Genomic DNA, 24,349 nt, shown 5'->3' on the forward strand with positions numbered 1-24,349 from the left:
ATGGAAAGAGACGCACATTATGCCGCAGTCGGGATCGCCACCGTCTGCCTTCTGGCGGCGCTGGCCGTGTTCACCATCTGGCTGGCCCGGCTGCAGTTCAACAGCGATTACGACATGTACGACATCGTCTTCTACGGGCCGGTGAACGGCCTGTCGGAAGGCGGCGAAGTGCATTTCAACGGCATCCGCGTGGGCGAGGTGACCGACCTGAACATCGACACCAAGCGTGGCGATCAGGTCATCGCCCGCGTTCGCGTGGACGGCACGACGCCGGTGCGCGTGACCTCGCGCGCCCAGCTGGAGCCGCAGGGCATCACGGGCCTGAACTACATCCAGATCACCGCCGGTTCGCCGAACAGCGCCCTGCTGAAGGAGCAGTATCCCGACAACGTCGTGCCGGTGCTGCAAAGCCAGCCGTCGCCGATCGCCGAGCTGCTCAGCGGTTCGGGCACGGTGCTGGCCCAGACGGTGGATGCGCTGAACCGGATAAACCGCGTTATGTCCGACGACAATATCCGCAGCTTCTCGACCAGCGTGAAGAACGTGGAATCCCTGACGACCGAGCTTGAGGCCCGCAAGGCCATCTTCCAGCAGTTGGAAGAGGCCGTGACCAACGCCAACGCTGCGGTGAAGGAATACCAGGCCCTGGCCGTCGATACGCGCCAGATCATCAACACCGACGGCCGCGAAGCCATCGCCAACATCAACCAGGCGACGTCGGAGGCCCGGACGGCCATCGCCTCGGCCAACCGGTCGATCAGTGGGCTGGAACGGCCGCTGGGCGATTTCGCGACGTCGAGCCTGCCGCAACTGAGCGGCACCATCGAGGAACTGCAGGAGGCCACCCGGTCGCTGCAATCCCTGATCGACGATGTCCGCGCCAGTCCGCGCGACTTCATCGGTCGTCCCCAATCCAAAGAGCTGGAGGTGCAGCCGTGATCCTTCGTCCTGTCCTTCGAATGGCGGTCGCCGCCGGCGCCGCCGCCGTGCTGAGCGGATGCTCGCTGCTGTCGACGCCAGATCCGGTGCAGCTTTATCGCTTCGGCCTGCCGACCGATGCGCCATCGGCCGAGGGCGACACGCCTGCGCCGCTGTCGGTATCGATCCGCCGTATCGAATTCCCGGAAGCCACCCGTGACGACCGCATTCTGGGCGTGACGGGCACCGAGACGGCCTATATCGGCGCTGCGCGCTGGGTGTCGCCGGCAGCGACCCTGTTCGACGACAGTTTGAAGGCGGCCTTCGCCAATCGGGCCGACCAGATCCGTGTGCTGGGCCGTCGCGAGCCGGGCACGCCGCCGCTGGTGCTGCAAGTCACGGTGACGTCGTTCGAGGCGCGCTATGCCGCACCGGGCGCGACGCCGGACGTGGTGATCACGGCGCGGGCCCAGTTGCGCTCCACGCCCGAGCGCCATGCGGGCGGCGCAGCGATCCGACCTGAACAGGCACGATCGGTGGAGCGGGTGTTCACCGTGACCCAGCCCGCTAGCGAGAACCGCGTGGGGGCCATCGTCTCGGCCTTCGACACCGCCACGCGCGACATCAACATCCAGATCGCCGACTGGACGATCCAGTCGGCGCGCTGAGGCCGATGCGGGCGGCCGGGGCCGCCCGCAGGCTTTAGGCCGCCAGCCCTTCCGCGACGGTGTAGGCGGCCTCGGTCTTGGCGGCGACCTCGTCCAGGGTGACGCCGTCGGCCAGTTCGACCAGCTCAAGCCCTGCGCCGTCAGGCCTGACGTCGAAGGTCGCCAGGTCGGTGATGATGCGGCTGACAACGCCCGTGCCGGTCAGGGGCAGGGTGCAGGCTTTCAGCACCTTGGACTGGCCGTGCTTGTTGGCGTGTTCCATGACCACGACCACGCGCTTGACGCCCGCGACCAGGTCCATGGCGCCGCCCATGCCCTTCACCAGCTTGCCGGGGATCATCCAGTTGGCGATGTCGCCGTTCTGGGCCACTTCCATCGCTCCCAGGATCGACAGGTTGATGTGGCCGCCGCGGATCATGGCGAAGCTGTCGGCGCTGGAGAAGTAGCTGCTCTCCGGGATCTCGGTGATCGTCTGTTTCCCGGCGTTGATTAGGTCGGGATCCTCGTCCCCCTCGTAGGGGAAGGGGCCCATGCCCAGCATGCCGTTCTCGGACTGGAGGGTCACGGTCATGCCGGCGGGGATGTAGTTGGCGACCAGGGTCGGGATGCCGATGCCGAGGTTGACGTAGAAGCCGTCCTGAAGCTCCAAGGCGGCGCGTTCGGCGAGTTGTTCGCGGGTGCGGGGCATCAGATGGCCTCCCTCTGGCGCACAGTGCGCTGTTCGATGCGCTTCTCGGACACGGTCTGGACCAGACGGTCGACGTAGACGCCCGGCGTGTGGATGTGGTCGGGGTCGAGCGAGCCGACGGGGACGATCTCCTCGACCTCGACGACCGTGACCTTGCCGGCGGTGGCCATCATCGGGTTGAAGTTGCGGGCGGTCTTGCGGAACACCAGGTTGCCGCGCTCGTCGGCCTTCCAGGCCTTGACGATGGACAGGTCGGCGATGAGGCCGGTCTCCATGACGTAGTCGCGGCCGTCGAAGTTGCGGACTTCCTTGCCCTCGGCGACCAGGGTGCCGACGCCGGTGGCGGTGAAGAAGGCGGGGATGCCGGCGCCGCCGGCGCGGATGCGCTCGGCCAAGGTGCCCTGGGGATTGAACTCCAGCTCCAGCTCGCCGGCCAGGTACTGGCGCTCGAACTCCTTGTTCTCGCCGACGTAGGACGAGATCATCTTGGCGATCTGGCGGGTGCCGAGGAGCTGGCCCAGGCCGAAACCGTCGACCCCGGCGTTGTTGGAGATGACCGTCAGCCCCTTGACGCCGCTGTCGCGCAGGGCGGCGATCAGGTTCTCGGGGATGCCGCACAGGCCAAAGCCCCCGGACATGACCGTCATGCCGTCGAAGGTCAGCCCCTCCAGCGCGGACGTGACGTCAGCGTAGATCTTTCCCATCGCTCTCCCTTTTTTCATTGCCTGATGAATATCGGCGCTTTGACCACGCCTAACGCGGGGGCAGGCGGGGGGCAAGTCGCGGCGTCGATCCGACGCGGCGATTTCAGACGGTCGACGCAAAAAACAGAGTCTAATTCGTCTGAAACGACGCCGGCCCGGCTTGGAAAAACAGGGTGCAAAGTGTGCACTTCGTCTGAAATCATGCAGGCTCGGACCTGATGTCGGCATCGTCGACGCCGTGTTCAAGGGCGGATGCATCCGCCCGTGGCGGAACGGCGTATTCCATGACACCTGCACGCTGCGCCTGATCGCCAAGGACGTCTTCATGAACCTGACCAATGTCGCCATTCGCCAGTTGCAGGACGCGCCCTTCCCGGATTTCGTGACCCGTCCGGCGATCGACAGTCTGGTGACGGAGGCGCGCAAGCGGCTGGACCGCGACGGGCCGCATGACGAGGCGGCGTTCGCGCGCGACATGGCCCAGCGCGCCATCGCCGAACACGCGGATGCGGCGAACGAGCAGCATTACGAACTGCCGCCCGAATTCTTCCAGCTGTGCCTGGGCGAGCGGCTGAAATATTCGTGCTGCCTCTATCCGACCGGGCGCGAGACGCTGGATCAGGCGGAGGAGGCGGCGCTGGCGGAGACCTGCGCCCATGCCGAGCTGACCGACGGGCAGGCCATTCTGGAGATGGGCTGCGGCTGGGGCTCGCTGTCGCTGTGGATGGCCGAGACCTATCCGAACGCCAGGATCACGGCGGTGTCGAACAGCCATGGGCAGCGCGGCCACATCGAGGCGCAGGCGAAGGCGCGGGGTCTGACCAACCTGACCGTCGTCACCGCCGACATGAACGCGTTTCAGACGGAACAGCAGTTCGACCGCATCGTCTCGGTCGAGATGTTCGAGCATATGGCCAACTGGCGCGCCCTGCTGACCAAGGCGAGGGGCTGGCTGAAGGCCGACGGGCGGATGTTCATTCACGTCTTCACGCACCGCGACGCCCCTTACCGGTTCGACCATACCGACAGCGGCGACTTCATCGCCCAGCACTTCTTCACCGGCGGGGTGATGCCCAGCCACGGCCTGATCCGTCAGTTCCCCGACCTGTTCGCGGTCGAGCAGGAATGGACCTGGAACGGCGCGCATTACGCCAGGACGGCGAACGACTGGCTGGCGAACATGGACCGGAACGCGGAGCGGGTCGCGGTGTTGATGCGCGAGACCTATGGCGACGATGCCAGGCTGTGGACCCGACGCTGGCGGCGTTTCTACCTGGCTACTGCGGGCCTGTTCGGCAACGACGAGGGCCGCACCTGGGCGGTCAGCCACTATCGCCTGAAACCGGCCGCCTGAAACCCAAGTGAGGACACGAGCATGATCAAATATGTCGCGGCATACCTCGGGGCGGGCCTGACGTTCGCCGCCATCGACTTCGTCTGGCTGACGACCATGACCGACCGGCTCTACAAGCCCGTGCTGGAGCCGATCATGCTGGACAAGCCGGATATGAAGGCGGCGGTGGCCTTTTACCTGATCTCCATCGCGGGAACGGTCTTCCTGGCTATCGCGCCGGCCCTGAAGGAAGGGAACTGGACGCGGGCGGCGATCAACGGGGCAGTCCTGGGATTCGTCGCTTACGCCACCTACGACCTGACTAATCAGGCGACGCTGGCGGTGTGGCAGACCAAGCTGACGGTGATCGATCTGATGTGGGGCACGGTCCTGACGTGCGTCTCGGCGACCGGCGGATATTTCGCCGCGCGCTGGGCCGAGGGCCAGTTCGGCTGACACCCACCGTCTGGCCGCGCCCTTGCGGTCGAGAGCTTCAGCGTGTCTAAGCTCGCCTCCAGGTTGATCGGGGGCGATGGTGGGGAACGGCGGGCATGGCGTGCTGTCGGCGCGGGGCGCAGCCGATGCGGGGCTGCTGTATGGCGCGCATGTCGCCCGCTATGTCGCGCCGCTGCTGCTCTATCCGGTCCTGACGCGCAGACTGGGGCCTGAAGGGTTCGGCGTCTATGCGGCGGCGGTCGCCTTGGCGCTGATCGTGTCGGTGGTCGTGGATTATGGACTGACCCTGTCGGGGCCGCGCGACATCGCAGGCGCGGTCGAGGCGCGCGACGTGATCGTGGGCCAGGCCCTGGCCCTGCGCGCCGTGCTGGTCCTGCCCGCCGTCGCCTTGGGCGTGGGGTTGGCGGCGATCCATCCGGTGCTGGAGGGCGCGACGCCCGCCGTGGCCATGGCGATCCTGTTGGGTGTCGGGCAGGGCGCGGGGCTGCTGTGGTTCTTTCAGGGAGTGCGCGATCCGGCGCCGCTCGCGGTTGTGGAGGTCGGGCTGGCCCTGGCCGCGACAGCAGTGGTGCTGGTCTGGCCCGCGCTGGATGTGGGCGGAGTGCTGGCGGTGCAGGCGGCGGGCGTCTGGGCCGGGGTGGTCGTGGGGGCCGTGATGCTGCTGCGTCGCCAGAGGGTGACGGCGCCGGGGCGGGGGTTCGTGAGACGGGCGCTGATCGAGGGCGGGCCACTGTTCCTCAGCCGGGCGGCAGTCGTGGCCTATACGGGCGCGGCGGTGCTGGTCGTCGCGGCCCTGGCCGGACCTGTGCAGGCGGCGATCTATGGCGTGGTCGACCGGATGGTGGCGGCGGCGGGGTCGCTGATGCGGCCGATGGCGGGGCTGATCGCGCCGCGTATCGCGGGCCTGCTGGTCGAGGATGCTGAGACGGCGTTTCGGACGGCGCGATGGACGCTGGGGCTTTCGCTGGCCGCCTTCGTGGCGATAGCTGGCGGTCTGGCCGTGGCGGCGCCGATCCTTGTGCCGGTGCTGTTTGGAGACGGGTTTGGGGGGGCGGTCGATGTGTTGCGTCTGCTGGCCTGGATGCTGCCGCTGGTGGCGGTCAGTCAGGTGCTGGGGTTGCAGGTGATGACGCCGCTGAGGATGGATCGGGGTTTCGCCCTGACGGTGGGGCTGGGTTGCGTGGCGACGCTGGGGCCGGCGGTTCTGCTGGCGCCGTCGCTGGGGGCAAACGGCATGGCGTGGGCGCGGATCGTCGGCGAGGCGGCGGTGGTGGCGGCCTGTCTGGTGTGGCTGAGGCCGCATTGGGCGTCGCTGTTCCCGCGGCGGATCGCACGGGTGGCGGCATGAGCCTGTCGGTCTGGGCTGTGGTGGTGACGTGGAACCGGCGCGAACTGCTGGAGCGGTGCCTGGCGCATCTGATCGCCCAGACCCGTCATTGCGACGGGGTGGTGGTGGTCGACAACGCCAGCGACGACGGCACCGCCGAGATGCTGGCCGACGCCTGGGCAGGAAAGGCGCTGGTGGTGCGGATGCCGGTCAACACCGGCGGGGCGGGCGGGTTCAACGCCGGGATACGCGCGGCGATGCAGGCGGGCGCGGACCGGCTGTGGCTGATGGACGACGACGTCCTGGCGGCGCCCGATGCGCTGGAGGCCCTGTTGCAGGCCGAAGCGACGCTGGAGGCCGAAGGCGCTAGCCCGGCCTTCCTGTGTTCCAGCGTGCGGTCGCCCGAGGGGTTGCTGACCAATACGCCGGAGATCGACCGGGGCGAGAACGCCCTGGGCTATGCGGTCTGGGGCGAGCGGCTGGAACGGGGGCTGATCCCGGTGCGGCAGGCGACCTTCGTGTCGGTGCTGGTAAGCCGGGCGGCGGTGGCGCGGCACGGCCTGCCGCTGGCGCCCATGTTCATCTGGGGCGACGATACGGAATATACGTTGCGGCTGTCGCGCGAGGGACCGGGGCATCTGGTGGCCGCCAGCCGGGTCGTCCATGTGCGCGCGGCGCCGGGGCGGCTGTCGATCGAGACCGAGGCCGATGCGGCGCGCGAGCGGCTGCACCGGTGCCTGACGCGCAACGTCATCCTGGCCAAGCGGCGCCACGAAGGGGCGGGGTCGGCGCTGCGATACGCCGCGTCTCGCCTGCGTCTGGCCGGGCGGCTGGCCGTGCAGGGGCGGTGGCGCAAGGCGGGCGTGCTGGTCGCCGGGGTGGCGGACGGCGCCCGGTTCGATCCCGAGGTCGAGCATTGCGCGCCCTAGCGACGGGGCGGCGGCGGTCCGGCCTGCGGTGGTCGAGCGTTCGCGCGGCTTATGAGCGGACGGCGCTGACGCTGCTGGGGCTGGGCGTGACGCTGCCGGTGTTCCTGACGCCGGGACAGGTCAGCGGGCCACGGCTGGGGGATCTGGCGCTGGCGGTCGCCCTGCCGATGGCGGGGGTCGAATGGGGGCGGATGACGGCGACGCTGAGGGCGGCGGGGCCGGCGGCGGCGCTGGTTTTGGTCGTGACGTTGCTGGTGCAGGCGTCGTCGGTCGGGCCGGGGCTGAATACGGCGGACGCCGTTTTCTGGTTTCGGTGGATCGCGGCGGTGCTGGTCGCGCCGGCGGCTGCGAGCGTGATCCTGAGGGACGCGGGGCGACGAAGGCTGTTCTTTGCGGCGATCCTGACTGGTGCGGTCTGTCATCTGGCGACCTATGGGCTGGCGATTCTGGCGGGGCGCGAGGCCTTGCAGGCGGTGGGGCTGGTCTCGCCGCGCGCGGTCGTGACCACGGCGGCGGCGCATGTGCGGATGACGACCCTGGCGGAGCACCCGAACGCGGCCATGGCGATGATCGGTCTGGCGGTTCCCGCCGCCTTGATCCTGGCGAGGGGCCGGGCGGCGGCGACGGCGGGGTTCGGCGTGGCGATCCTTGGCTTTGTGAGCACCCTGTCGCGCGGGGGGATGGCGGCGGCGGTGCTGGCGGGTCTGGCGCGGGTCGTGGTCGGGCGGCAGCGGGGCGAGCGGGCGAACCCCTTGGGCGTGATGCTGGCGGTCTGTCTGCTGGCGGGGGGACTGGCGGTGGCCCAGAGCGGGCGGATCGAGATGGACGGCGAGCGGTTGGCCGGCCGCTTCGATCGGGCGACGCTGGCGGACAATCTGGCCGGGCGGATGGAGACGTGGCGGCGGACGCTCGACCAGGTGATGGAGCGACCGCTGGGCGCGGGGTGGACGACGGCGAAGGAGATGGGCGCCTATCGCGCGGCGTCGGTCAGCCACAACGGCTATCTGTTCACGGCGCGGACCGCGGGCGTGATTGTGGCTTTGATCCTTCTGGGGCTGCACCTTTGGTCGGCGGCGCGGATGGACGCCCTGACGCCGCTGTCGGTCTATGTGCTGGCGGCGATGTTCAGCGAGGACCTGACGCAGGGGGCGGGGTTCGTGTTCCTGGCCTGCCTGGTGGCGGTGCTGGCGTGGCGAAGACGGCTGGCGCCGTGAGGGTGCTGATCGTCAACACCCTGTATCCGCCGGCCGAGGTCGGGGGTGCGGAACGCAGCGTGGCGCAGTTGGCGCAAGGGCTGGCGCGCGCGGGGACGACGGTTTCGGTGCTGACCTTGCATGCGGGGCGCGAGGCGGCGGACGAGACGGTGGGCGGGGTGGCGGTGCGGCGGCTGCCGTTGAGGAACCTCTACTGGCCCTATGGCGGGGCGCGCAGGCCGGGGGTTCAGCGGGCGCTGTGGCATGGGGTGGAGGCGGTGAACCCCTTGATGGATCGGGCGGTCGATCGGGCGGTGGAGCGGGCGCGGCCGGATCTGATCCATCTTCATCTGACGACGGGGTTTTCGCTGTCGGTCTATCGGGCGGCGGCGGGGCGGGGGTTGCCGCTGGTGCAGAGCTTGAGGGACTGGTCGATGCTGTGCGCGCGGGCGTCGATGTTCCGGCGGGGGCGGCGGTGCGAGGCGCGGTGCGGGTCGTGCGTGTTGCTGACGGCGGGGAAACGCGCGCGCTCGCAGGCGGTGGACCATGTGATCGCGCTGAGCCGGCCCGTGCTGGAGGGGCATGTGGACGCCGGGTATTTTCGAGGGACGCCCGCCTCGGTGATCGGCAATGCGGCGGGGGAGGCGGCGGTGGTTCGTCGGCCGTCGTGGGCGGACGCGCCGACGGTGGTGTTCGGCTTCATGGGACGGGTGGAGCCGGAGAAGGGGATCGATGTCCTGTTGCAGGCGACGGCGGGGCTGGACGGGGACTGGCGGCTGCGGATCGCGGGACGGGGGGAGGCTGGCTATGTCGCGCGGCTGAGGCGTGACTATCCCGATCCGCGCATCGTCTGGCTGGGGCAGGCGGAGGCGGCGGACTTCTATGGGGCGGTCGATGTGGTCGTGGCGCCGGCGGTGTGGGCCGAGCCGTTCGGGCGGGTGGTGGTCGAGGCGGTGGGGCACGGGCGGGGCGTCATCGCCTCGCGCATCGGAGGGCTGCCCGAGGCGGCGCACGGGGCGGACCGGCTTGCTCTGGTCGAGCCGGGCGATGTCGGGGAGCTGACGCAGGCGATGCGGCGGGTGATGGCGGCGCCGGAGCGCTGGCGATTCGGCGAGGGCGGGCGGGCGCTATGGACGGAGACGTCGATCGTGGAGGCGCATAGGGCGGTCTATCGCCAGGTGCTGAGCAGCCGGTCTTCCAGGATTTCGGCGGACCGGGACCAGGCGTAGAGATCGGCGCGCCGTCGTCCGGCGTCACGGCGGGCGGGGTTGGGCTCGGTCATTAGGCGCGCCATGTGGGCGGCGAGGGCTGCGTCGTCGGCGGGGTCGAAATAGAGGGCGGCGTCGGCGCAGACTTCCCGCGTGGCGGGAATGTCGGAGGCGATCACGGGGCAGCCCTGGGCGAAGGCCTCCAGCGGGGGGATGCCGAAGCCTTCATAGAGGCTGGCGAACAGCAGGCCCTGGGCGCCGCGCAGCACGGCCGCGACCTGGGCATCCGAGCAGCGACCGGCGAAGATCAGGCGGGGGTCGGCGGGGGCGGGGGATGCGGCGAAGATGGTCTCGGGGCGCCCGCCGATCAGGACGAGGCGCAGGTCCGGGTCCGGCAGGCAGGCCAGGGCGCGGATCATGACGGCGATGTTCTTGTTCGGCGCGAGATTGCCCAGGGCGACGAAGTAGGGGCGGCCTGAAAGGGCGAGCGTCTCGATCACGTCCGGGTCGGGGACGAGGGATCTGAGGTGGTCCGCGCCATTGGGGGACACGGCGATGTCGGCGGGGGACAGGTTCAGCACGGCCGCCAGTTCGCGGCGGGAGAATTCGGACACGGTGGCCAGGACGGCGCGCGCGGCCAGCCGATGGTTCAGGGCGCGGTGCAAGCGGGCGTAGCCGGGGCGGAAATGTTCGGGATGGCGGAAGACGGCGGCGTCGTGGAGGACGACGACCTGCCGGGGATGCAGGACCGGGCCGGCGCCGCCGAGGGACAAGAGGCGGCCGTGGCGCGCCGCCCAGGCCAGGGCGGTCTGCTCCCACAGGTGGCCGCGACCGCCGCGCACGATCTGAACGGGGATGTTGGTCAGGCCCGGATCGGTCGCGTTGACGGGGGTCAGCAGGACATAGCGTTCGGCGGCGCCGGGCCGTTGGTCCAAAGCGCGGACGATTTCGCGGGCGTAGCGTTGCACCCCGCTGAGCGGCTGGGTCAGGAAGCGGCCGTTGATGAAGAGGGTCTCAGCCACCCAGCCTCCGCAGGACGAAGGCGTGGCGATAAACGCGCAGGGTCTGCGCGGCCATGCGAGCGGCGGACAGGCTGTCGTTCTTGAGGGGTGATGTAACCGCCGGGTGGTGCAGGGCGGCGAGCAGGGCCTCGGCCAGGCGTTCGGGCGTTGCGTCCAGGGGCAGTCGGTCGATGCGCGCGCCTGCGTCGATCAGGGCCGCCACGCCCCCGACGTCGGTGGTGACGATGGGCAGGCCCAGGGCGGCGGCCTCGATCATGGCGTAGGACCCGGCTTCATAACGGCTGGTCATGGCGAACAGGTCGAAGCCCGCCATCAGCGGCCCGGCGTCTCTAGCGCCCAGGAGGCGGACGGCGTCGCCGCCGGCGGTTCGCACGGCGGGGGCCAGATCGCCGTCGCCGATCATCACACCGACGACGCGCGGATCCTTCGCCTGCGCTAGCCGCACCGCGCGGGCGAAACGGACCGGGTCCTTTTGCGCGCAGAGGCGACCGACGAAGCCGATGATCCGTGCGTCATCCGGCAGGCCGAGCCCATGCCGCGCCGCCTGTCGGTCCGAGGACGGCCAGGCGGCGAGCCCGTTCGGAACCACGTGCAGGCGGCTGTCGGGCAGGCCCCAGCGGTGTGCGCATGCGGCCTCTTCCTGGGAGACGGCGATGATGGCGCTGTGGGTCTTCCAGGCCAGAAGCCACTCGGCGGCGCCGGCGAGCATCGTCGCGGGGCGAAGCGGTCCCATCATCGGCAGGGCGTGGGGCGTATAGAGGCGGGCCGCGCCGGGGGCCTTGGCGAGGCGAACCAGGGCGCCGGCCTTGGCGCTGTGTCCGTGGATGACTTCGAAGGGGCCCAGGCGTGCGATCAGGCGGTTCAGCGCCGACAGGGCGCCGATGTCCCACGGCCCGACGCCACGACGCATCGGCAGGCGTTCCAGGGCTTTGAGGGAGAGGGCGGCGACGGCGTCCTGGAACACGCTGTCGGCACGCAGCGGGGAATAGATCAGCGAGACATCATGCCCGGCCTGGATCAGGGCCTGGGCGAGGTCCGCGACGTGGCGTCCCGAACCCCCGCCGGACGGCTCGATGACCAGAAGTATGCGCAAGCCGTCCCCCGACGATCGTTCAGTCTTGCAACTGAAGGAGATCGTCGGAGAACGTCAAGATTGTAACTTAGGCGACCGTCGCCTTGACGATCTTGCCGGGCGCGCGCGGCGGCTCGCCCTTGGGCAGGGCGTCGACGTGTTCCATGCCGGACTCGACTTCACCCCAGACGGTGTACTGGCGGTCCAGGAAGGTGGCGTCGTCCAGGCAGATGAAGAACTGCGAGTTGGCGCTGTTGGGATCGGACGTGCGGGCCATCGAGCAGACGCCGCGCTTGTGCGGCTCGGCCGAGAACTCGGCCTTCAGGTTCGGCTTCTTGGAGCCCGAGGTGCCGGTGCCGGTCGGATCGCCGCCCTGGGCCATGAAGCCCGGGATCACGCGGTGGAAGACGACGCCGTCATAGAAGCCTTCCGAGGCCAGTTCGGTGATGCGTTCGACGTGGCCGGGGGCCAGGTCCGAGCGCAGTTTGATGACCACGTCGCGGGCTTCGCCGTCGCCGGTGTCCAGGGTGAAGGTCAGGGTTTCGGCCATTTCGGTCGTCCTCTTGGGGGTTGATTTGAGGCGGGACATAGCCCGCAACGCCGGTCGGGGCTATGTGGGAACGATGAGTGAAGACGAAAAGCCCCAAGAACGCCGCCGCATGGTCAAACCGCCCACGGGCGGAACCGCCGCCGGGCGCGGCATGGGCACCAAGATGAAGACGGCCGACACCAAGTCCATGTCGAGCCAGCAGTGGATCAAACGCCAGCTGGCCGACAAATGGTCGGAGAAGGCGCGAGCTGAAGGTTGGCGCTCGCGCGCGGCCTTCAAGCTGATCGAGATCGACGACAAGTTCCGCCTGATCAAGCGCGGCAGTAAGGTCATCGACCTGGGCGCGGCGCCGGGCGGCTGGATCCAGGTGGCGGTCAATCGCGGGGCCGGGGCGGTCGCGGGGGTGGACCTGCTGATGATCGAGCCGATCCCCGGTTCGACCTTGTTGCAGGCCGACTTCACCCATCCGGGCGTGGACCAGCAACTGATCGACGCCATCGGCGGGGCGCCGGACCTGGTGCTGTCGGACATGGCGCACAATACGGTGGGTCACCGCCAGACCGACCACCTGAAGATCATCGCCCTGATCGAGATCGCCGCCGACTTCGCCATCCGCACCCTGAAGCCGGGCGGAAACTTCGTGTCCAAGAACTTCCAGGGCGGCGACGCGGGCGGGGTTCTGGCGCGGCTGCGCGAGGAGTTCGAGACGGTGAAATACGTCAAGCCGGAATCGAGCCGCAAGAACAGCGCCGAGGTCTTCCTGGTGGCGCTGAACAAGCGCTGAGGCGTCAGGCGGTCGCCGTGCTCTCGCGCGCCCGGCGGTCTTCGATCCTGGCCCAGATGCGGTCGTGCAGGGTGAAGAAGACGGTCTGGACCAGGGGCTCGATCATTCCGATGGCCAGCGCCGTGCGAATGTCGTTGGTCAGGGCGTAGGCGACCGTGACCGCGACGGCGAAGTGCATGACGCCATAGGTCACGGTCTTCAGCGCGACCTGTTTGAGGGAGCGGGGCAGGGCGTGGCTGTGGCCGCCATGACCGTGGGCGTCGTGCGAACGCCGCTGTTCCTCGGGCGACATGATGTCGAGGCGGGCGGTGAAGGCTTCGGTCGCCTCTTCGATATTGGACGCCATGCGTCGGCGCTCGACCTTGTGCCACACACGATCATGGACCGTGTAGGCGATGGTCTGGAAGATCGGCTCGACCATGCCGACGGCCAGGGCGATGCGCCAATCCCGCGTGATGGCGAAGGCCACCAGGACGGCCACGACAAGGTGCATGACGCCATAGCTGGCGATCTTCAGAGCCAGTTTGCGCGCGGTGCTGAGGATGACGCCGACCATGCAGGGAGAATGGTAATCGGCCCCGCCGGTTGCAAAGCAATAAAATCTATTGGGTCGATAAGCCGCAAGACCCTTGCCGTGGCCCCCCGCCGCCCGTTATACGCGGCCCGCAAAACGGAGACTCCATATGGAGATACGCGAAGGACTGACCTTCGACGATGTTTTGCTCGAACCCGGCCCGTCCGAGTTCATGCCGGCGATGGTCGATGTCTCGACCCAGCTGACACGCGACATCAGACTGAATATCCCGCTGCTGTCGTCCGCCATGGACACGGTGACGGAACATCGCCTGGCCATCGCCATGGCCCAGTCCGGCGGGCTGGGCATCCTGCATCGCAACATGACCATCGAGGAGCAGGCCGACGAGGTCCGCGCCGTGAAGCGTTATGAGAGCGGCATGGTGGTCAATCCTGTGACGGTCGGCCCGCAGACGACGCTGGGCGAAGTGCGCGAGATCGTGGCGCGCAAGAAGATCACCGGCTTCCCCGTCGTCGATCCGGCGACGGGCAAGCTGGTCGGCATGCTGACCCACCGCGACATGCGGTTCGAGAGCGACCTGAACGTCACGGCGGCCTCGCTGATGACGACGGGCGATCTGATCACGGTGCGCGAGGGCGCCAGCCGTGAAGAGGCGCGCGACCTGCTGAAGACCCGCAAGATCGAACGGGTCATCGTGGTGGATGAGGATTATCGGGCCGTCGGCCTGATCACCATGAAGGATATCGAGAAGGCCCAGGCCTTCCCGAACGCCGCCAAGGACGAGCAGGGTCGCCTGCTGGTCGGGGCGGCCTCGACGGTCGGCGACGCCGGCTACGAGCGGGCTATGGCGTTGGCCGAAGCGGGCGTGGACGTGGTGGTGATCGACACCGCCCACGGTCACTCGGCCTCGGTCGCCCAGGTGGTTGAGCGGATCAAGCGCGAGAACAACCGGCTTCAGATCATCGCCGGCAACGTCGCCACCTATGACGCGACGCGGGCCCTGATCGATGCGGGCGCGGATGCGGTGAAGGTCGGCATTGGGCCGGGCTCGATCTGCACCACCCGAATCGTCGCGGGCGTGGGCGTGCCGCAACTGACGGCGGTGATGGACTCGGCGCGGGCCGCCAAGGGCACGGGCGCTTCGGTCATCGCCGACGGCGGGATCAAATATTCCGGCGACCTGGCCAAGGCCATCGCGGCCGGCGCGAACGTGGCCATGATGGGCTCGATGTTCGCGGGCACCGACGAAAGCCCCGGCGAGGTCTTCCTGTACCAGGGGCGCAGCTACAAGTCTTATCGCGGCATGGGGTCGGTCGGCGCCATGGCGCGCGGATCGGCGGATCGCTATTTCCAGAAGGAAGTCTCGTCCGAGAAGCTGGTGCCCGAGGGCATCGAGGGCCAGACGCCTTACAAGGGGCCGATCAGCCCGGTCCTGCACCAGATGGTCGGGGGGCTTCGCGCCTCGATGGGCTATGTCGGCGCGGGCACCATCGCCGACTTCCAGGAGCGCGCGCGCTTCGTGCGCATCACCGGCGCGGGCCTGCGGGAGAGCCATGTCCACGACGTGATGATCACGCGCGAGGCGCCGAACTACAGACAGGGATAAGGCCATGACGACCGAACTGACCTATCTGGCCCTGACCTTGATCCTGGCGCTGGTGCAGATCTTCCTGCCGGCCGGGGCGCGGACGGTCGAGTTCGGTTCGAAGTGGAATGCGGGTCCGCGCGACGAGACGCCGGCGGCGAGAAAGCCGCTGACAGGCCGTCTCGAACGGGCCCAGGCCAATCTGTTCGAGACCCTGCCGTTGTTCATCGGCGCGGTGCTGATCGCCCATGTGATCGGCGCGGCCGGTCCGCTGACCCTGTGGGGGACGGCGCTCTATTTCTGGGCGCGCGTCGTCTATGTGCCCCTTTACGCCCTTGGCGTTCCCTATGTCCGGTCGCTGGTCTGGGTGGTCTCGCTTGCGGGACTGGTCATGGTCCTGGCGTCCCTGTTTTTCCTGAAAGCCTGAATTGACCCCAGCCGCCCGCCTCGCCGCCGCCGCCTCCGTCCTGGACTCCATGGCCCAGGGCCGCCAACCGGCCGAAACCGTCCTGAAGGCCTGGGGGGCCGCCAACCGATACGCCGGGTCCAAGGATCGGCGGGCCATCGCCGATCACGTCTACAAGGTGCTGCGCGCGCGCGGCCGACTGTCGTGGATCATGGGCGGGCGCGAGGACGGCCGGGCCCTGGTGATCGGATCGCTGCACGCCATCGACGGCCTGTCGCTGGAAGAGATCGAGGCCCTGCACTCGGGCGACGGCTATGGCCCGCGCCCGCTGTCGAAACAGGAGCGGAGCCGGATCACGGCAGGGCAGGGCGAAGTGCCCGGCTGGGTCGCGGCGGGTCTGCCCGAGTTCGTGGTCGAGGATTTCAAGGCCACCTTCGGCGACCGGTGGGCCGAGGAAGCCCACGCCTTGATGACGCCGCGCGCGCCCATCGACCTGCGTGTCAATGATGCGGCCGCCACGGTGGACGCGGTCGAGACCGAACTGCGGGCCGCCGGGCTTGAGGTGTCGCGCACCCCCTGGTCCACGCTGGGCCTGCGGGTCCCGTCGGAACCGCCGCCCAACATCCAGGCCCTGGACGGCTTCAAGACCGGCAAGTTCGAGATCCAGGACGAAGGCAGCCAGGTCGTCTGCTGGCTGGCCGGGGCGCAACCCGGCACGACGGTGGTGGATTACTGCGCCGGCGGCGGCGGCAAGACCCTGGGGCTGGCCCAGGCCATGGGCAAGCAAGGCAAGCTGATCGCGTCCGATGTGGTCAACAAGCGGCTGGAGAACATCCGGCCCCGCCTGCAACGCGCAGGCGTCGAGGCGGACCTGGTGCTGATCGGTCAGAACGGCGGCGGGCTGGAAGCCGTCAACGGCCAGGCCGATCTGGTCTTCGTCGACGCCCCCTGTTCGGGGTCGGGCACCTGGCGGCGGCGCCCAGAGGACGCCTGGCGTCTGACGACGGAGGAGGTCGAGAAGCTGCACGCGCTCCAAGTGCGCATCCTGAGCCAGGCGACCAAGCTGGTGAAGCCGGGCGGGCGGCTGGTCTATGTCACCTGTTCGATGCTGGCGCGCGAGAACGAGGCCAGCGCCGACGCCTTCGAGGCCGCCAATCCCGACTTCCGCCCGGTGCCGGTCGCCGACGTCCTATCGGCGCCGCAACTGACCGAGGCCGCCCGCGCCAGGCTCGCCGAACTGGCGTCCGGCGCGCGTCTGCGACTGTCGCCGGCCACGGCCGACACCGACGGCTTCTTCGCCGCCGTCTATCAGCGCGCCGCCTGATGGGGTCTGGGCTGGCGCGGCATGGCGAGGTTTCGGTCCTCTACGTCATGGCTGCGCCCGCCGAATACGGCGACCATCTGCGCGCCCGCATCCAGCCGCTGATGACCGGCGTCGGCCCGGTGGAGGCCGCCGTCGTCCTGACCGCCGCCCTGGCGCGGCTGGGGGCGGCGGGCGACCTGCCGGACCTGATCGTGTCGCTGGGGTCGTGCGGGTCGCGGGTGCTGGAGCATGCCTGCGTGTATCAGGCGTCGTCGGTCGCCTATCGCGACATGGACGCCAGCGCCCTGGGTTTCGCCAAAGGCGTGACGCCACTGCTGGACCAGCCTGCGATCCTGTCCCTGCCGTGCCCCATCCCCGGCGTGCCGACCGCTAGCCTGTCCACCGGGGCCAATGTCGTCTCCGGCGCCGGCTATGACGCCATCGACGCCGAGATGGTGGACATGGAGACCTGGGCCCTGGTCCGGTCGGCCCAGACGTTTTGCCTGCCCCTGGTCGCCCTGCGAGGCGTGTCTGACGGTCGGGCCGAGTTGAAGGCGCTGGAGGACTGGACCTCGACCCTGCATCACGTGGACGAGAACCTGGCCGTCGCCCTGGACCGTCTGGTCGCCGTGTTGGAGGCCGACGGCCTCGCCGCCCTTGAAATCCCGGCCGCACAAGGCCAAGACCCCGCGCAACTCTCCCCGGATTCGATCACGTCATGACCACGCCGCACCAGAAGGTTCTCATCGTCGATTTCGGCAGCCAGGTGACGCAGCTGATCGCGCGGCGCCTGCGCGAGGCCAGCGTCTATTGCGAGATTCATCCGTTCCAGAAGGCCGAGGCGGCGCTGGCGGGCATGAACCCGGCGGCCATCATCCTGTCGGGAGGTCCCGAGAGCGTCCACGAAGAGGGCAGCCCCCGCGCCCCCCAGGCCGTGTTCGAGGCCGGGGTGCCGGTGCTGGGCATCTGCTACGGCGAGATGACCATGTGCGAACAGCTGGGCGGCAAGGTCGAGGGCGGCCACACCCGCGAGTTCGGCCGCGCCGAGATCACCGTCGAAAAGGCCTCGCCCCTGCTGGCCGACCTGGCCCCGGTCGGCGAGGAGGAGACGGTCTGGATGAGCCACGGCGACAAGATCGTCGCCATCCCCGAGGGCTTCGACGTCGTCGCCTCCTCGGCCGGCTCGCCCTATGCGGTGATCGCCGACGAGACCCGCCGCTTCTACGGCGTGCAGTTCCACCCGGAGGTGATGCACACCCCGCGCGGCCACCAGATGCTGAAGAACTTCACCCACGGCATCGCCGGGCTGAAGGGCGACTGGACCATGGCCGCCTATCGCGACGAGAAGATCGCCCAGATCCGCGAACAGGTCGGCGACGCCAAGGTCATCTGCGGCCTGTCCGGCGGCGTCGATTCATCGGTCGCGGCCGTGCTGATCCACGAGGCGATCGGCGACCAGCTGACCTGCGTGTTCGTGGACACCGGCCTGCTGCGCAAGGACGAGGCGACACAGGTCACCACCCTGTTCCGCGAGCACTACAATATCCCGCTGGTTCATGTTGATGCGTCGAAAGAATTCCTGGGCGAGTTGGCGGGCCAGTCGGACCCGGAGACCAAGCGCAAGATCATCGGCCGCGTCTTCATCGAGATCTTCGACCGCGAAGCCTCGAAGATCGAGGGCGCCGAATTCCTGGCCCAGGGCACCCTCTATCCCGACGTGATCGAGAGCGTGTCCTCGTCCAGCGGCAAGGCCCATGTGATCAAGAGCCACCACAATGTCGGCGGCCTGCCCGACTATATGAAGCTGAAACTGGTCGAGCCCTTGCGCGAACTGTTCAAGGACGAGGTCCGCGCCCTGGGCCGCGAACTTGGCCTGACCGACGCCTTCGTGGGGCGTCATCCGTTCCCCGGACCCGGCCTGGCCATCCGCATCCCGGGCGAGATCACGCCGGATGCCGTCGAGACCCTGCAACAGGCCGACGCCATCTATCTGGACGAGATCCGCAAGGCCGGCCTCTACGACCAGATCTGGCAGGCCTTCGCCGTCCTGCTGCCGGTCAAGACCGTCGGCGTCATGGGCGACGCCCGCACCTACGAAAAGGTCCTGGCCCTGCGCGCCGTCTCCTCCACCGACGGTATGACCGCTGACTTCTACCAATTCCCCTGGGATGTGCTGGCCAAGACCGCGACACGGATCATCAACGAGGTGCGCGGCGTGAACCGGGTGGTTTACGACGTGACGTCGAAGCCGCCGGGGACGATCGAGTGGGAATAATTCGGGGCTCTCGCTACCTTTCGGTATCGCTTCCGAAAACCTCGATAAGCGCCTGACAACATTGTGAATTCTGACGGGACCCTTCGATATCATTCGGAGGGTCTTTTTTCGTTTTACCGTCACTGGCGACGGTGTCGCCTCCTGTTGCGATGCAGGAAGCTCCCTCGTACCGTCAGCATCATCGCAAGGCGGTGACGGTATTATTTTGGATCAACATATTGATCTTGAAGGAAAATACCGGTCGTGCATCGGGCAAATCCGCACTTGCGTGGATCGAGGTGTTTTTACCGTGCTTACCGACGTTGCACTGAAGAATTTGCGCCCGCAATCAAAGCCTTACAAGAGTACCGACAGGGACGGCTTGTATGTCCATGTTTCGCCCGGCGGAGCGATCTCGTTTCGCTACGACTATCGCTTCAACGGACGACGCGAGACGCTGACCCTGGGGCGGTACGGGCGCGGCGGATTGAGCCTCGCCCAGGCGCGCGAGCGTCTGTTCGAGATCAAGCGCACCATCGCCGCAGGCGCGTCTCCGGCGATCGAAAAGCAGAGGGCGAAACGGCGTCTGAAGGAGGCCTCCAGCTTCGAGCATGTCGCGAACCGCTGGATGGACACCGCTCCGATGGCCGACAGCACGCGAAACATGCGGCGATCGATCTTCAACCGCGAAGTGCTGCCGCACTGGCGCAATCGTCTTTTGTCGGAGATCACGCCAGACGATCTGAGGGCTCACTGCAAGTCGATCGTCGAGAGAGGCGCCCCGGCGACCGCCATCCACGTCCGCGACATCGTCAAACAGATCTACGCCTGGGCGATCCTGCACGGTGAGAAGATCGACAATCCAGCCGACGGGGTGGGGCCAGCGTCCATCGCGACCTTCCGGCCGCGCGATCGCAACCTTTCACCGGCGGAGGTCAGGATCATGCTGGGCTTGCTCGGCGAGGTCGCGACGCTTCCGACCATACGGCTTGGGCTCAAGTTCATCCTCCTGAGCATGGTCAGGAAGAGCGAGTTGCAGGACGCGACCTGGGATGAGGTGGACTTCGCCAACGCGGTCTGGTCGATCCCGAAGGCGCGGATGAAGCGGTCGCGCCCTCATAACGTCTATCTCTCCACCCAGATGCTGGACATTCTGATTGCATTGAAGACTTGCGCGGGGAACTCTCGCTACCTCCTGCCGTCGCGCTATGACGCCGACGCGCCGATGTCTCGCGCGACCTTCAACAGGGTGACCAGCGCCATAGCGGAGCGAGCTTCAAGCCAGGGCCTGCCACTTGAACCGTTCACGGTCCACGACCTGCGGCGGACGGCTTCGACTTTGCTCCACGAAATGGGGTTCAACTCAGACTGGATCGAGAAGGGGCTGGCCCACGAGGAGCGATCGTCACGCGGCGTCTACAACAAGGCGGAGTTCGAAGCGCAGCGCCGGCATATGGCCCAGCAATGGTCAGATGCGGTCGACGCCTGGGAGGCCGGCAAGTCCTTCACACCAGTGGTCACGGTGCAGGAGACCTCGGCTCCGCGTTTTGATCCGCGTGTCTGACAGGGCGCGAGCGCCGCAAGCGGACGTCCGGACCAGCCGCCCTCGGGATTGGCCGATCCCGGCGAAGTTTCAGCCAGGCTTCGACCTCGGCGAGGTCCCACACCACGCAGCGCGGCGTGAGCAGGAAACGCTTGCCCGTCGCCATCCGCGCGCGGCGGCCGAGACGGTGCGCGGGTTTCTCATGCTGCGGTTGACACCGGCACCCGGCTGAAAATCGACCAGTCTTTCGTCAGGAACGTCACAACGAACCGGGAAGACGCGGCGATCGTCCGCGCCGTGATCTATCTCGGCCGGAACTTTAGCCTGGATGTGATCGCCGAAGGTGTGGAGAGCGAAGAACAGCTGGCCTTCCTCGCCGAGAACGGGTGTCCGGAAGCGCAGGGCTATCTGTTCGGTCGCCCCGTCATGGCCAAGGCGTTCGACTTGGGTATCTGACGGCAGGAGAGATAGTGCCGCGCGAAGCTTTTCCGCCGCCGACGCGGGTATAGAGCCCTAAGACGTTTTGACATGCCGAGGCGGTGTCGGCGCTCCGGTTCGTCGATAGCCGACATCCAGGGGTTGCGCGCTTCGAGCGTCCGTCAGCGGACTTTCGAAAAGCTGCATTTCCTCTACGACACCAAGGTGCTAAGCGTGGCCATTAGCTCGCGATGGCCGATGACCTCCTACCTTTTCAAGCTTTACACAACGCCCGACGGGGAGCCGGTCACCGAGTTGGCCAATGCCCAGGACGACGAAGAGGCGCGAGATCTGGCGGAACTGCGTCTTCTCTTGACCGGCGGGTTATTGCGGGTTTCTGTCCACCGTGATGGGGAAGAGGTCCTGATCCTGACGCGGGACAACGACGGGCGAGACCCCTAGTTCGGGGGCTCATTATGTCGGTGCGGCTGGAGATTATCTGAATGGCGGAGGCCGACGACGCAGGTCGCTTGCTTGATCTGGAGAAAGAAGTCGCCCGGCTGCACGGTTGTGTCGGGGTCCTTTCCGAAGGCTTGCATGTCACGCTCGTCGCGCTGGAAGCGCTCATGGACCCCGAGCGGCCCGAGGCTTTCATGCACCGGGCGCTCGTCGAAGGATTGAGGCCACGGATCGAGTACGATTACTCCGGCGAAGAACGAATGGCGGCGCTGGAAATGCTGTCATGGATCGAGTCGCACGCTGTACGGTCCGACGACGAGCAAGGCCAAGGCTAGGCCTCTCGCAGGGTCAGCTCAATTCGCCAGGAAAGCCAGGACCCGCGGGGCGGCGATCTCCGTGTCAACCGCTCGACCAGGCGGCGCCTTTCTGTCCTCCCTGTTCGAGAACTGGGAGAGCGAATTTCTGCAGATGAGGACCTATGTCGTCCTGACCGCCTATCTGATGCAGCGCGGGTCTCCGGAGTCCAAGGATCTCGACGAGCCTTCGCCCAAAATCGCGACCCGGTCCTCGACGCCGATCGCAAGGATGCCACCGACTGTCTTCAGCGCGCCCATCGCGGAGCGCGAGTTCGATCTCCTGGGCGGCGACGCCTGCGGCCCTGTCCGGCTTTGTGAACAGGATATCGAAGGAGCGGCCCACGATATCGCCCGCGGCGTAGCCCGTCACCGCCTGGGTGTCTCCCGACCATTCGGGCACGACGCCGTCTTCAGAAAGAACCACGATGGCGTAGGCCTTGACGTTGCGAACGATCAGGTCCGCCAGGTCAGGATGGGTGGACAAAGGCATCATCGACTCCGCCATTCCTTGTGAGCGCTCCGGCTCTCGATTGGATCAAACGCAGCCTCTGCGCTCATCGCGCACTGGCGATGAGCGCCCCGCAGTTTGCGTCCTTGGCTAGGCCGGGATCGACGAAGGCGAACAGGGCCGCGACCGGCGCCGCGACGGCCCCGACGATGGCCGCCAGACCGCCCTGCGCGACCACCTGGCCCGTATCGACACCGACCCGCGGCGAGGTCAGTGATCCTCTCACCAGAATGGGCGTCCAGAGCCGCAGCAGACGCGGCTTCTTGGAATCGCCGTCGATCTTCAGGTCGAGCGTCTCGGCGCCAAGATTGATCGATCCCGAGCCATTGGCCAGAACCACATCCGTATCGATCACGAGGGTCTGGGCCCGGGCGACGCCGTTGGAGACGTTGAAGTCGGCGACAGCGCAGCGGATGTCGGCCTTGGACTGGTCGCCGCGCAGCAGCTTGAGCAGTCCCGCGCTGGCGTTGATGCCGAGGAGTTCGGCGAAGGCTGAGCGCATCTCTCCGTTCGGCACCACCAGGCTGACCGAACCCTTCGACGCGGCGGCGAACCGATGGATCGAGTTTCCCGGTCCCTCAAGGCGCATCCGCCCGGTGGCCTGGCCTGTGATCGGCGCCGTGCCATTCTTCGCAGGCACGATGGATTCCAGCGGATAGCCGGTAAGCCGAAAGTCCATAGCGCTGTAGGGCATGTCCCGCGCGGCGTTGATCCGCGCCGTTCCGGTCAGGCTTCCTCGATTGAAGGTAAAGGCGACCGGATTGAGGTTAAGGACCCCGGCTTCAAGTTCTGCGCCCAGACGCACTGCACGAATGTCCATCTCGTTGGCCTTCACCGAAGCCGCCCGGTAGGTCAGGCTCCCGTCCATCGTCCGCAAGCGATCGACGTTCAAGGTGGCGTCAGGCAACAGCTTGCCCGGCGCGCCCGAACTGACCGTGGTGGTGTTGGTGCCGGCCGCATTCGTCTGGGTCCGGGCCCCGAAGATGGCCATGAGGTCGTCGATATCCAGCCTCTGCGAGGCGAGTTGCGCCTCCACCCGCAGGCGGCCGCCCGTCTCGGCCTTGACGTCTCCGGACAGGTCGGACGACCCGACCCGGCCGGTGAAGTCGTTGAAGGTCCAGGTGCTGTCGTCGCGCTTCAACGCCCCCGCCAGCCGGTAGGGCGGGGTATTGGGAAGGGTCACGCCGGTCAGCAGGTACAGGTCGCTGAGGTCTTGCCCCTGGAGGGTCAGGGTTGAGGTGAACTGGCCCAGGTGGAAGGGTCGGGTGACCGCGCCGTCGGCGGTCAACTTCGACCGCGCGCCCTCGATCAGGGCGTTGAAGTGATACGGGCGGTCACGGCGAATGTTGATGAAGGGTCCGCCCTCGATCCGCAGCGTCAGGGGCGAGCGATTAACCGAGCCCTCGCCGGCCAGAACAAAGCCGGCTTCGTCGTCGTTGGCGGTCTCGCGGGCGTCGACAGAGGCGTCGAGGGTCAGGCCCCGTTTCTGTTCGTCTATGACGATATGGCCGTTCTGGATAATGAGTTGCTGGATGACCGGCAGCTTCATGCCTTCGCCGGTGTCTGGCTTGTTCGGCTCAAGTTCCCAGCTCTGGCGACCGTCTTTCGTGGCGAGGAGATAGACTTCGGGCTGGGTGAAGGAGAGCAGAGGCATCTCGATCTGGCCCGCGAACAGTTTGCGCAGTCGGACCGAGGCCTCGATGCGCGAGACTGTGGCGGTGTCGCGCGACTTGGCCCACTGCGGGCCGCCGAACTTCAGATCGTTGACGATCACCGTAGGCGTCCAGGTGAACAACTTGACGTCCAGGTCGCCGCGCAAGGCGATCTCGCGATCATATTTGGCGGAGGCCCACCGGCCGATCGGCCCGCGCAGCCAGTTCCAGTCGAACAGGAGGAAGAAGATCACGATCGCGGCGATCAGCAGCATCACAATCGAAGCTGCGATCTTCTCCGTCCGCCCGGGATGACGAAAGCTGTTGTAGACGGGATCGTTGGTCTTGACCCAGTCGCGCCATTCCCCGGCCCGAACCCCCGCGCGCGCCAGGGTTCTCGTCCGAAAGGCGTCCCAGGACAGTCGAAGTTTGGATGTCGCGGTCAAGGTCGAAATCTCCCTACTCAGCGCTCCAACGCA

25 protein-coding genes and 2 pseudogenes are annotated in these 24,349 nt (G+C 67.6%); 19 read left to right on the forward strand and 8 right to left on the reverse strand.

The window, feature by feature from the left end:
* Nucleotides 1-939, forward strand: a complete 939-nt coding sequence (locus ACP69V_RS04410) for an MlaD family protein (RefSeq protein WP_426022807.1) — start codon at nt 1-3, stop codon at nt 937-939.
* Nucleotides 936-1,586 (forward strand): ABC-type transport auxiliary lipoprotein family protein, encoded by a 651-nt coding sequence (locus ACP69V_RS04415; RefSeq protein WP_426022808.1) that lies wholly within the window; start codon nt 936-938, stop codon nt 1,584-1,586. The genes ACP69V_RS04410 and ACP69V_RS04415 overlap by 4 nt, the downstream gene beginning before the upstream one ends.
* A 34-nt stretch (nt 1,587-1,620) precedes the next feature.
* On the opposite strand, the gene ACP69V_RS04420 is transcribed toward ACP69V_RS04415, so the two are convergent.
* The gene (locus ACP69V_RS04420; protein WP_426022809.1) at nt 1,621-2,274 is read right to left on the reverse strand and encodes a 3-oxoacid CoA-transferase subunit B; all 654 of its coding nucleotides are present in this window, start codon (nt 2,272-2,274) and stop codon (nt 1,621-1,623) included.
* Nucleotides 2,274-2,978, reverse strand: a complete 705-nt coding sequence (locus ACP69V_RS04425) for a CoA transferase subunit A (RefSeq protein ID WP_426022810.1) — start codon at nt 2,976-2,978, stop codon at nt 2,274-2,276. The genes ACP69V_RS04420 and ACP69V_RS04425 overlap by 1 nt, the downstream gene beginning before the upstream one ends.
* Nucleotides 2,979-3,303: 325 nt before the next feature.
* Here ACP69V_RS04425 and ACP69V_RS04430 point away from each other — a divergent pair, with 325 nt between their 5' ends.
* The 6 genes from ACP69V_RS04430 (at nt 3,304) to ACP69V_RS04455 (ending at nt 9,445) form a co-directional block, all read left to right on the forward strand.
* A complete protein-coding gene (locus ACP69V_RS04430) occupies nt 3,304-4,332 on the forward strand; it encodes an SAM-dependent methyltransferase (protein WP_426022811.1) in 1,029 nt (342 codons plus the stop codon).
* Between the two features lie 21 nt (nt 4,333-4,353).
* Complete coding sequence (locus ACP69V_RS04435) at nt 4,354-4,767, forward strand: DUF2177 family protein (protein WP_426022812.1); 414 nt, start codon at nt 4,354-4,356, stop codon at nt 4,765-4,767.
* A 76-nt stretch (nt 4,768-4,843) separates the two neighbouring features.
* Nucleotides 4,844-6,115: an oligosaccharide flippase family protein gene (locus ACP69V_RS04440; RefSeq protein WP_426022813.1), complete on the forward strand. Its 1,272-nt coding sequence runs from the start codon at nt 4,844-4,846 to the stop codon at nt 6,113-6,115.
* Nucleotides 6,112-7,023, forward strand: a complete 912-nt coding sequence (locus ACP69V_RS04445; protein WP_426022814.1) for a glycosyltransferase family 2 protein — start codon at nt 6,112-6,114, stop codon at nt 7,021-7,023. Before ACP69V_RS04440 ends, ACP69V_RS04445 begins: the two co-directional genes overlap by 4 nt.
* Nucleotides 7,011-8,237 (forward strand): O-antigen ligase family protein, encoded by a 1,227-nt coding sequence (locus tag ACP69V_RS04450; protein WP_426022815.1) that lies wholly within the window; start codon nt 7,011-7,013, stop codon nt 8,235-8,237. Before ACP69V_RS04445 ends, ACP69V_RS04450 begins: the two co-directional genes overlap by 13 nt.
* Nucleotides 8,213-9,445, forward strand: coding sequence for a glycosyltransferase (locus ACP69V_RS04455; protein ID WP_426022816.1), 1,233 nt, complete (start codon nt 8,213-8,215; stop codon nt 9,443-9,445). The genes ACP69V_RS04450 and ACP69V_RS04455 overlap by 25 nt, the downstream gene beginning before the upstream one ends.
* On the opposite strand, the gene ACP69V_RS04460 is transcribed toward ACP69V_RS04455, so the two are convergent.
* The 3 genes from ACP69V_RS04460 to ACP69V_RS04470 all read right to left on the reverse strand — a co-directional run bounded on the left by ACP69V_RS04460 (nt 9,385) and on the right by ACP69V_RS04470 (nt 12,068).
* Nucleotides 9,385-10,446 (reverse strand): glycosyltransferase family 4 protein, encoded by a 1,062-nt coding sequence (locus ACP69V_RS04460; protein ID WP_426022817.1) that lies wholly within the window; start codon nt 10,444-10,446, stop codon nt 9,385-9,387. The genes ACP69V_RS04455 and ACP69V_RS04460 overlap by 61 nt on opposite strands.
* A complete protein-coding gene (locus ACP69V_RS04465; protein ID WP_426022818.1) occupies nt 10,439-11,539 on the reverse strand; it encodes a glycosyltransferase family 4 protein in 1,101 nt (366 codons plus the stop codon). Before ACP69V_RS04465 ends, ACP69V_RS04460 begins: the two co-directional genes overlap by 8 nt.
* A 67-nt stretch (nt 11,540-11,606) precedes the next feature.
* Nucleotides 11,607-12,068, reverse strand: coding sequence for a peptidylprolyl isomerase (locus ACP69V_RS04470; RefSeq protein ID WP_426022819.1), 462 nt, complete (start codon nt 12,066-12,068; stop codon nt 11,607-11,609).
* 73 nt (nt 12,069-12,141) lie between these two features.
* Here ACP69V_RS04470 and ACP69V_RS04475 point away from each other — a divergent pair, with 73 nt between their 5' ends.
* Nucleotides 12,142-12,852: an RlmE family RNA methyltransferase gene (locus tag ACP69V_RS04475; protein ID WP_135193158.1), complete on the forward strand. Its 711-nt coding sequence runs from the start codon at nt 12,142-12,144 to the stop codon at nt 12,850-12,852.
* A gap of 4 nt (nt 12,853-12,856) precedes the next feature.
* Here ACP69V_RS04475 and ACP69V_RS04480 read toward each other — a convergent pair whose 3' ends face one another.
* Nucleotides 12,857-13,408 (reverse strand): DUF2061 domain-containing protein, encoded by a 552-nt coding sequence (locus tag ACP69V_RS04480; RefSeq protein WP_426022820.1) that lies wholly within the window; start codon nt 13,406-13,408, stop codon nt 12,857-12,859.
* A gap of 127 nt (nt 13,409-13,535) precedes the next feature.
* Between ACP69V_RS04480 and guaB the strand changes: the two genes are divergently transcribed.
* From guaB to ACP69V_RS04530, 10 genes and pseudogenes are all read left to right on the forward strand, one after another.
* Nucleotides 13,536-14,993: an IMP dehydrogenase gene (gene guaB / locus ACP69V_RS04485; protein ID WP_426022821.1), complete on the forward strand. Its 1,458-nt coding sequence runs from the start codon at nt 13,536-13,538 to the stop codon at nt 14,991-14,993.
* Nucleotides 14,994-14,997: 4 nt separating this feature from the next.
* Nucleotides 14,998-15,399: an MAPEG family protein gene (locus ACP69V_RS04490; RefSeq protein ID WP_426022822.1), complete on the forward strand. Its 402-nt coding sequence runs from the start codon at nt 14,998-15,000 to the stop codon at nt 15,397-15,399.
* Between the two features lies 1 nt (nt 15,400).
* Nucleotides 15,401-16,702 carry an RsmB/NOP family class I SAM-dependent RNA methyltransferase gene (locus tag ACP69V_RS04495; RefSeq protein WP_426022823.1) on the forward strand — a complete coding sequence of 434 codons (1,302 nt, stop codon included), beginning with the start codon at nt 15,401-15,403 and terminating at the stop codon, nt 16,700-16,702.
* Nucleotides 16,702-17,403, forward strand: a complete 702-nt coding sequence (locus ACP69V_RS04500; protein WP_426022824.1) for a 5'-methylthioadenosine/S-adenosylhomocysteine nucleosidase — start codon at nt 16,702-16,704, stop codon at nt 17,401-17,403. The genes ACP69V_RS04495 and ACP69V_RS04500 overlap by 1 nt, the downstream gene beginning before the upstream one ends.
* Nucleotides 17,400-18,956: a glutamine-hydrolyzing GMP synthase gene (gene guaA, locus ACP69V_RS04505; RefSeq protein ID WP_426022825.1), complete on the forward strand. Its 1,557-nt coding sequence runs from the start codon at nt 17,400-17,402 to the stop codon at nt 18,954-18,956. The genes ACP69V_RS04500 and guaA overlap by 4 nt, the downstream gene beginning before the upstream one ends.
* A 289-nt stretch (nt 18,957-19,245) precedes the next feature.
* Nucleotides 19,246-20,499, forward strand: a complete 1,254-nt coding sequence (locus ACP69V_RS04510) for a tyrosine-type recombinase/integrase (protein WP_426022826.1) — start codon at nt 19,246-19,248, stop codon at nt 20,497-20,499.
* A gap of 213 nt (nt 20,500-20,712) precedes the next feature.
* Nucleotides 20,713-20,934 (forward strand): EAL domain-containing protein, encoded by a 222-nt coding sequence (locus ACP69V_RS04515; RefSeq protein ID WP_426024031.1) that lies wholly within the window; start codon nt 20,713-20,715, stop codon nt 20,932-20,934.
* Nucleotides 20,935-21,153: 219 nt separating this feature from the next.
* Nucleotides 21,154-21,357, forward strand: coding sequence for a hypothetical protein (locus ACP69V_RS04520; protein WP_157076479.1), 204 nt, complete (start codon nt 21,154-21,156; stop codon nt 21,355-21,357).
* Nucleotides 21,358-21,398: 41 nt separating this feature from the next.
* Nucleotides 21,399-21,689, forward strand: coding sequence for a hypothetical protein (locus tag ACP69V_RS04525; protein WP_426022827.1), 291 nt, complete (start codon nt 21,399-21,401; stop codon nt 21,687-21,689).
* 61 nt (nt 21,690-21,750) lie between these two features.
* Nucleotides 21,751-21,846, forward strand: a pseudogene (locus tag ACP69V_RS04530) (DUF6766 family protein); the annotation flags it as partial.
* Nucleotides 21,847-21,951: 105 nt separating this feature from the next.
* Here the strand turns inward: ACP69V_RS04530 and ACP69V_RS04535 are convergent.
* Both ACP69V_RS04535 and ACP69V_RS04540 read right to left on the reverse strand, forming a co-directional pair.
* Nucleotides 21,952-22,215, reverse strand: a pseudogene (locus ACP69V_RS04535) (PAS domain-containing protein); the annotation flags it as partial.
* 49 nt (nt 22,216-22,264) lie between these two features.
* Entirely contained in the window at nt 22,265-24,316 is a 2,052-nt protein-coding gene (locus tag ACP69V_RS04540; protein ID WP_426022828.1) for an AsmA family protein, read from the reverse strand.
* Nucleotides 24,317-24,349: the final 33 nt, after the last annotated feature.

The sequence above is a fragment of the Brevundimonas sp. PWP3-1b1 genome (assembly GCF_049896065.1).
In the GTDB taxonomy this organism is placed as follows: domain Bacteria; phylum Pseudomonadota; class Alphaproteobacteria; order Caulobacterales; family Caulobacteraceae; genus Brevundimonas; species Brevundimonas intermedia_B.

Bases quoted from the DNA above. Each gene is read 5' to 3' on its own strand.
- ACP69V_RS04410 (WP_426022807.1), top strand. From the start codon at position 1: ATGGAAAGAGACGCACATTATGCCGCAGTCGGGATCGCCACCGTCTGC.
- ACP69V_RS04420 (WP_426022809.1), bottom strand. From the start codon at position 2,274: ATGCCCCGCACCCGCGAACAACTCGCCGAACGCGCCGCCTTGGAGCTT.
- ACP69V_RS04425 (WP_426022810.1), bottom strand. From the start codon at position 2,978: ATGGGAAAGATCTACGCTGACGTCACGTCCGCGCTGGAGGGGCTGACC.
- ACP69V_RS04430 (WP_426022811.1), top strand. From the start codon at position 3,304: ATGAACCTGACCAATGTCGCCATTCGCCAGTTGCAGGACGCGCCCTTC.
- ACP69V_RS04435 (WP_426022812.1), top strand. From the start codon at position 4,354: ATGATCAAATATGTCGCGGCATACCTCGGGGCGGGCCTGACGTTCGCC.
- ACP69V_RS04440 (WP_426022813.1), top strand. From the start codon at position 4,844: ATGGTGGGGAACGGCGGGCATGGCGTGCTGTCGGCGCGGGGCGCAGCC.
- ACP69V_RS04445 (WP_426022814.1), top strand. From the start codon at position 6,112: ATGAGCCTGTCGGTCTGGGCTGTGGTGGTGACGTGGAACCGGCGCGAA.
- ACP69V_RS04470 (WP_426022819.1), bottom strand. From the start codon at position 12,068: ATGGCCGAAACCCTGACCTTCACCCTGGACACCGGCGACGGCGAAGCC.
- ACP69V_RS04475 (WP_135193158.1), top strand. From the start codon at position 12,142: ATGAGTGAAGACGAAAAGCCCCAAGAACGCCGCCGCATGGTCAAACCG.
- ACP69V_RS04480 (WP_426022820.1), bottom strand. From the start codon at position 13,408: ATGGTCGGCGTCATCCTCAGCACCGCGCGCAAACTGGCTCTGAAGATC.
- guaB (WP_426022821.1), top strand. From the start codon at position 13,536: ATGGAGATACGCGAAGGACTGACCTTCGACGATGTTTTGCTCGAACCC.
- ACP69V_RS04490 (WP_426022822.1), top strand. From the start codon at position 14,998: ATGACGACCGAACTGACCTATCTGGCCCTGACCTTGATCCTGGCGCTG.
- ACP69V_RS04500 (WP_426022824.1), top strand. From the start codon at position 16,702: ATGGGGTCTGGGCTGGCGCGGCATGGCGAGGTTTCGGTCCTCTACGTC.
- guaA (WP_426022825.1), top strand. From the start codon at position 17,400: ATGACCACGCCGCACCAGAAGGTTCTCATCGTCGATTTCGGCAGCCAG.
- ACP69V_RS04520 (WP_157076479.1), top strand. From the start codon at position 21,154: ATGACCTCCTACCTTTTCAAGCTTTACACAACGCCCGACGGGGAGCCG.
- ACP69V_RS04525 (WP_426022827.1), top strand. From the start codon at position 21,399: ATGGCGGAGGCCGACGACGCAGGTCGCTTGCTTGATCTGGAGAAAGAA.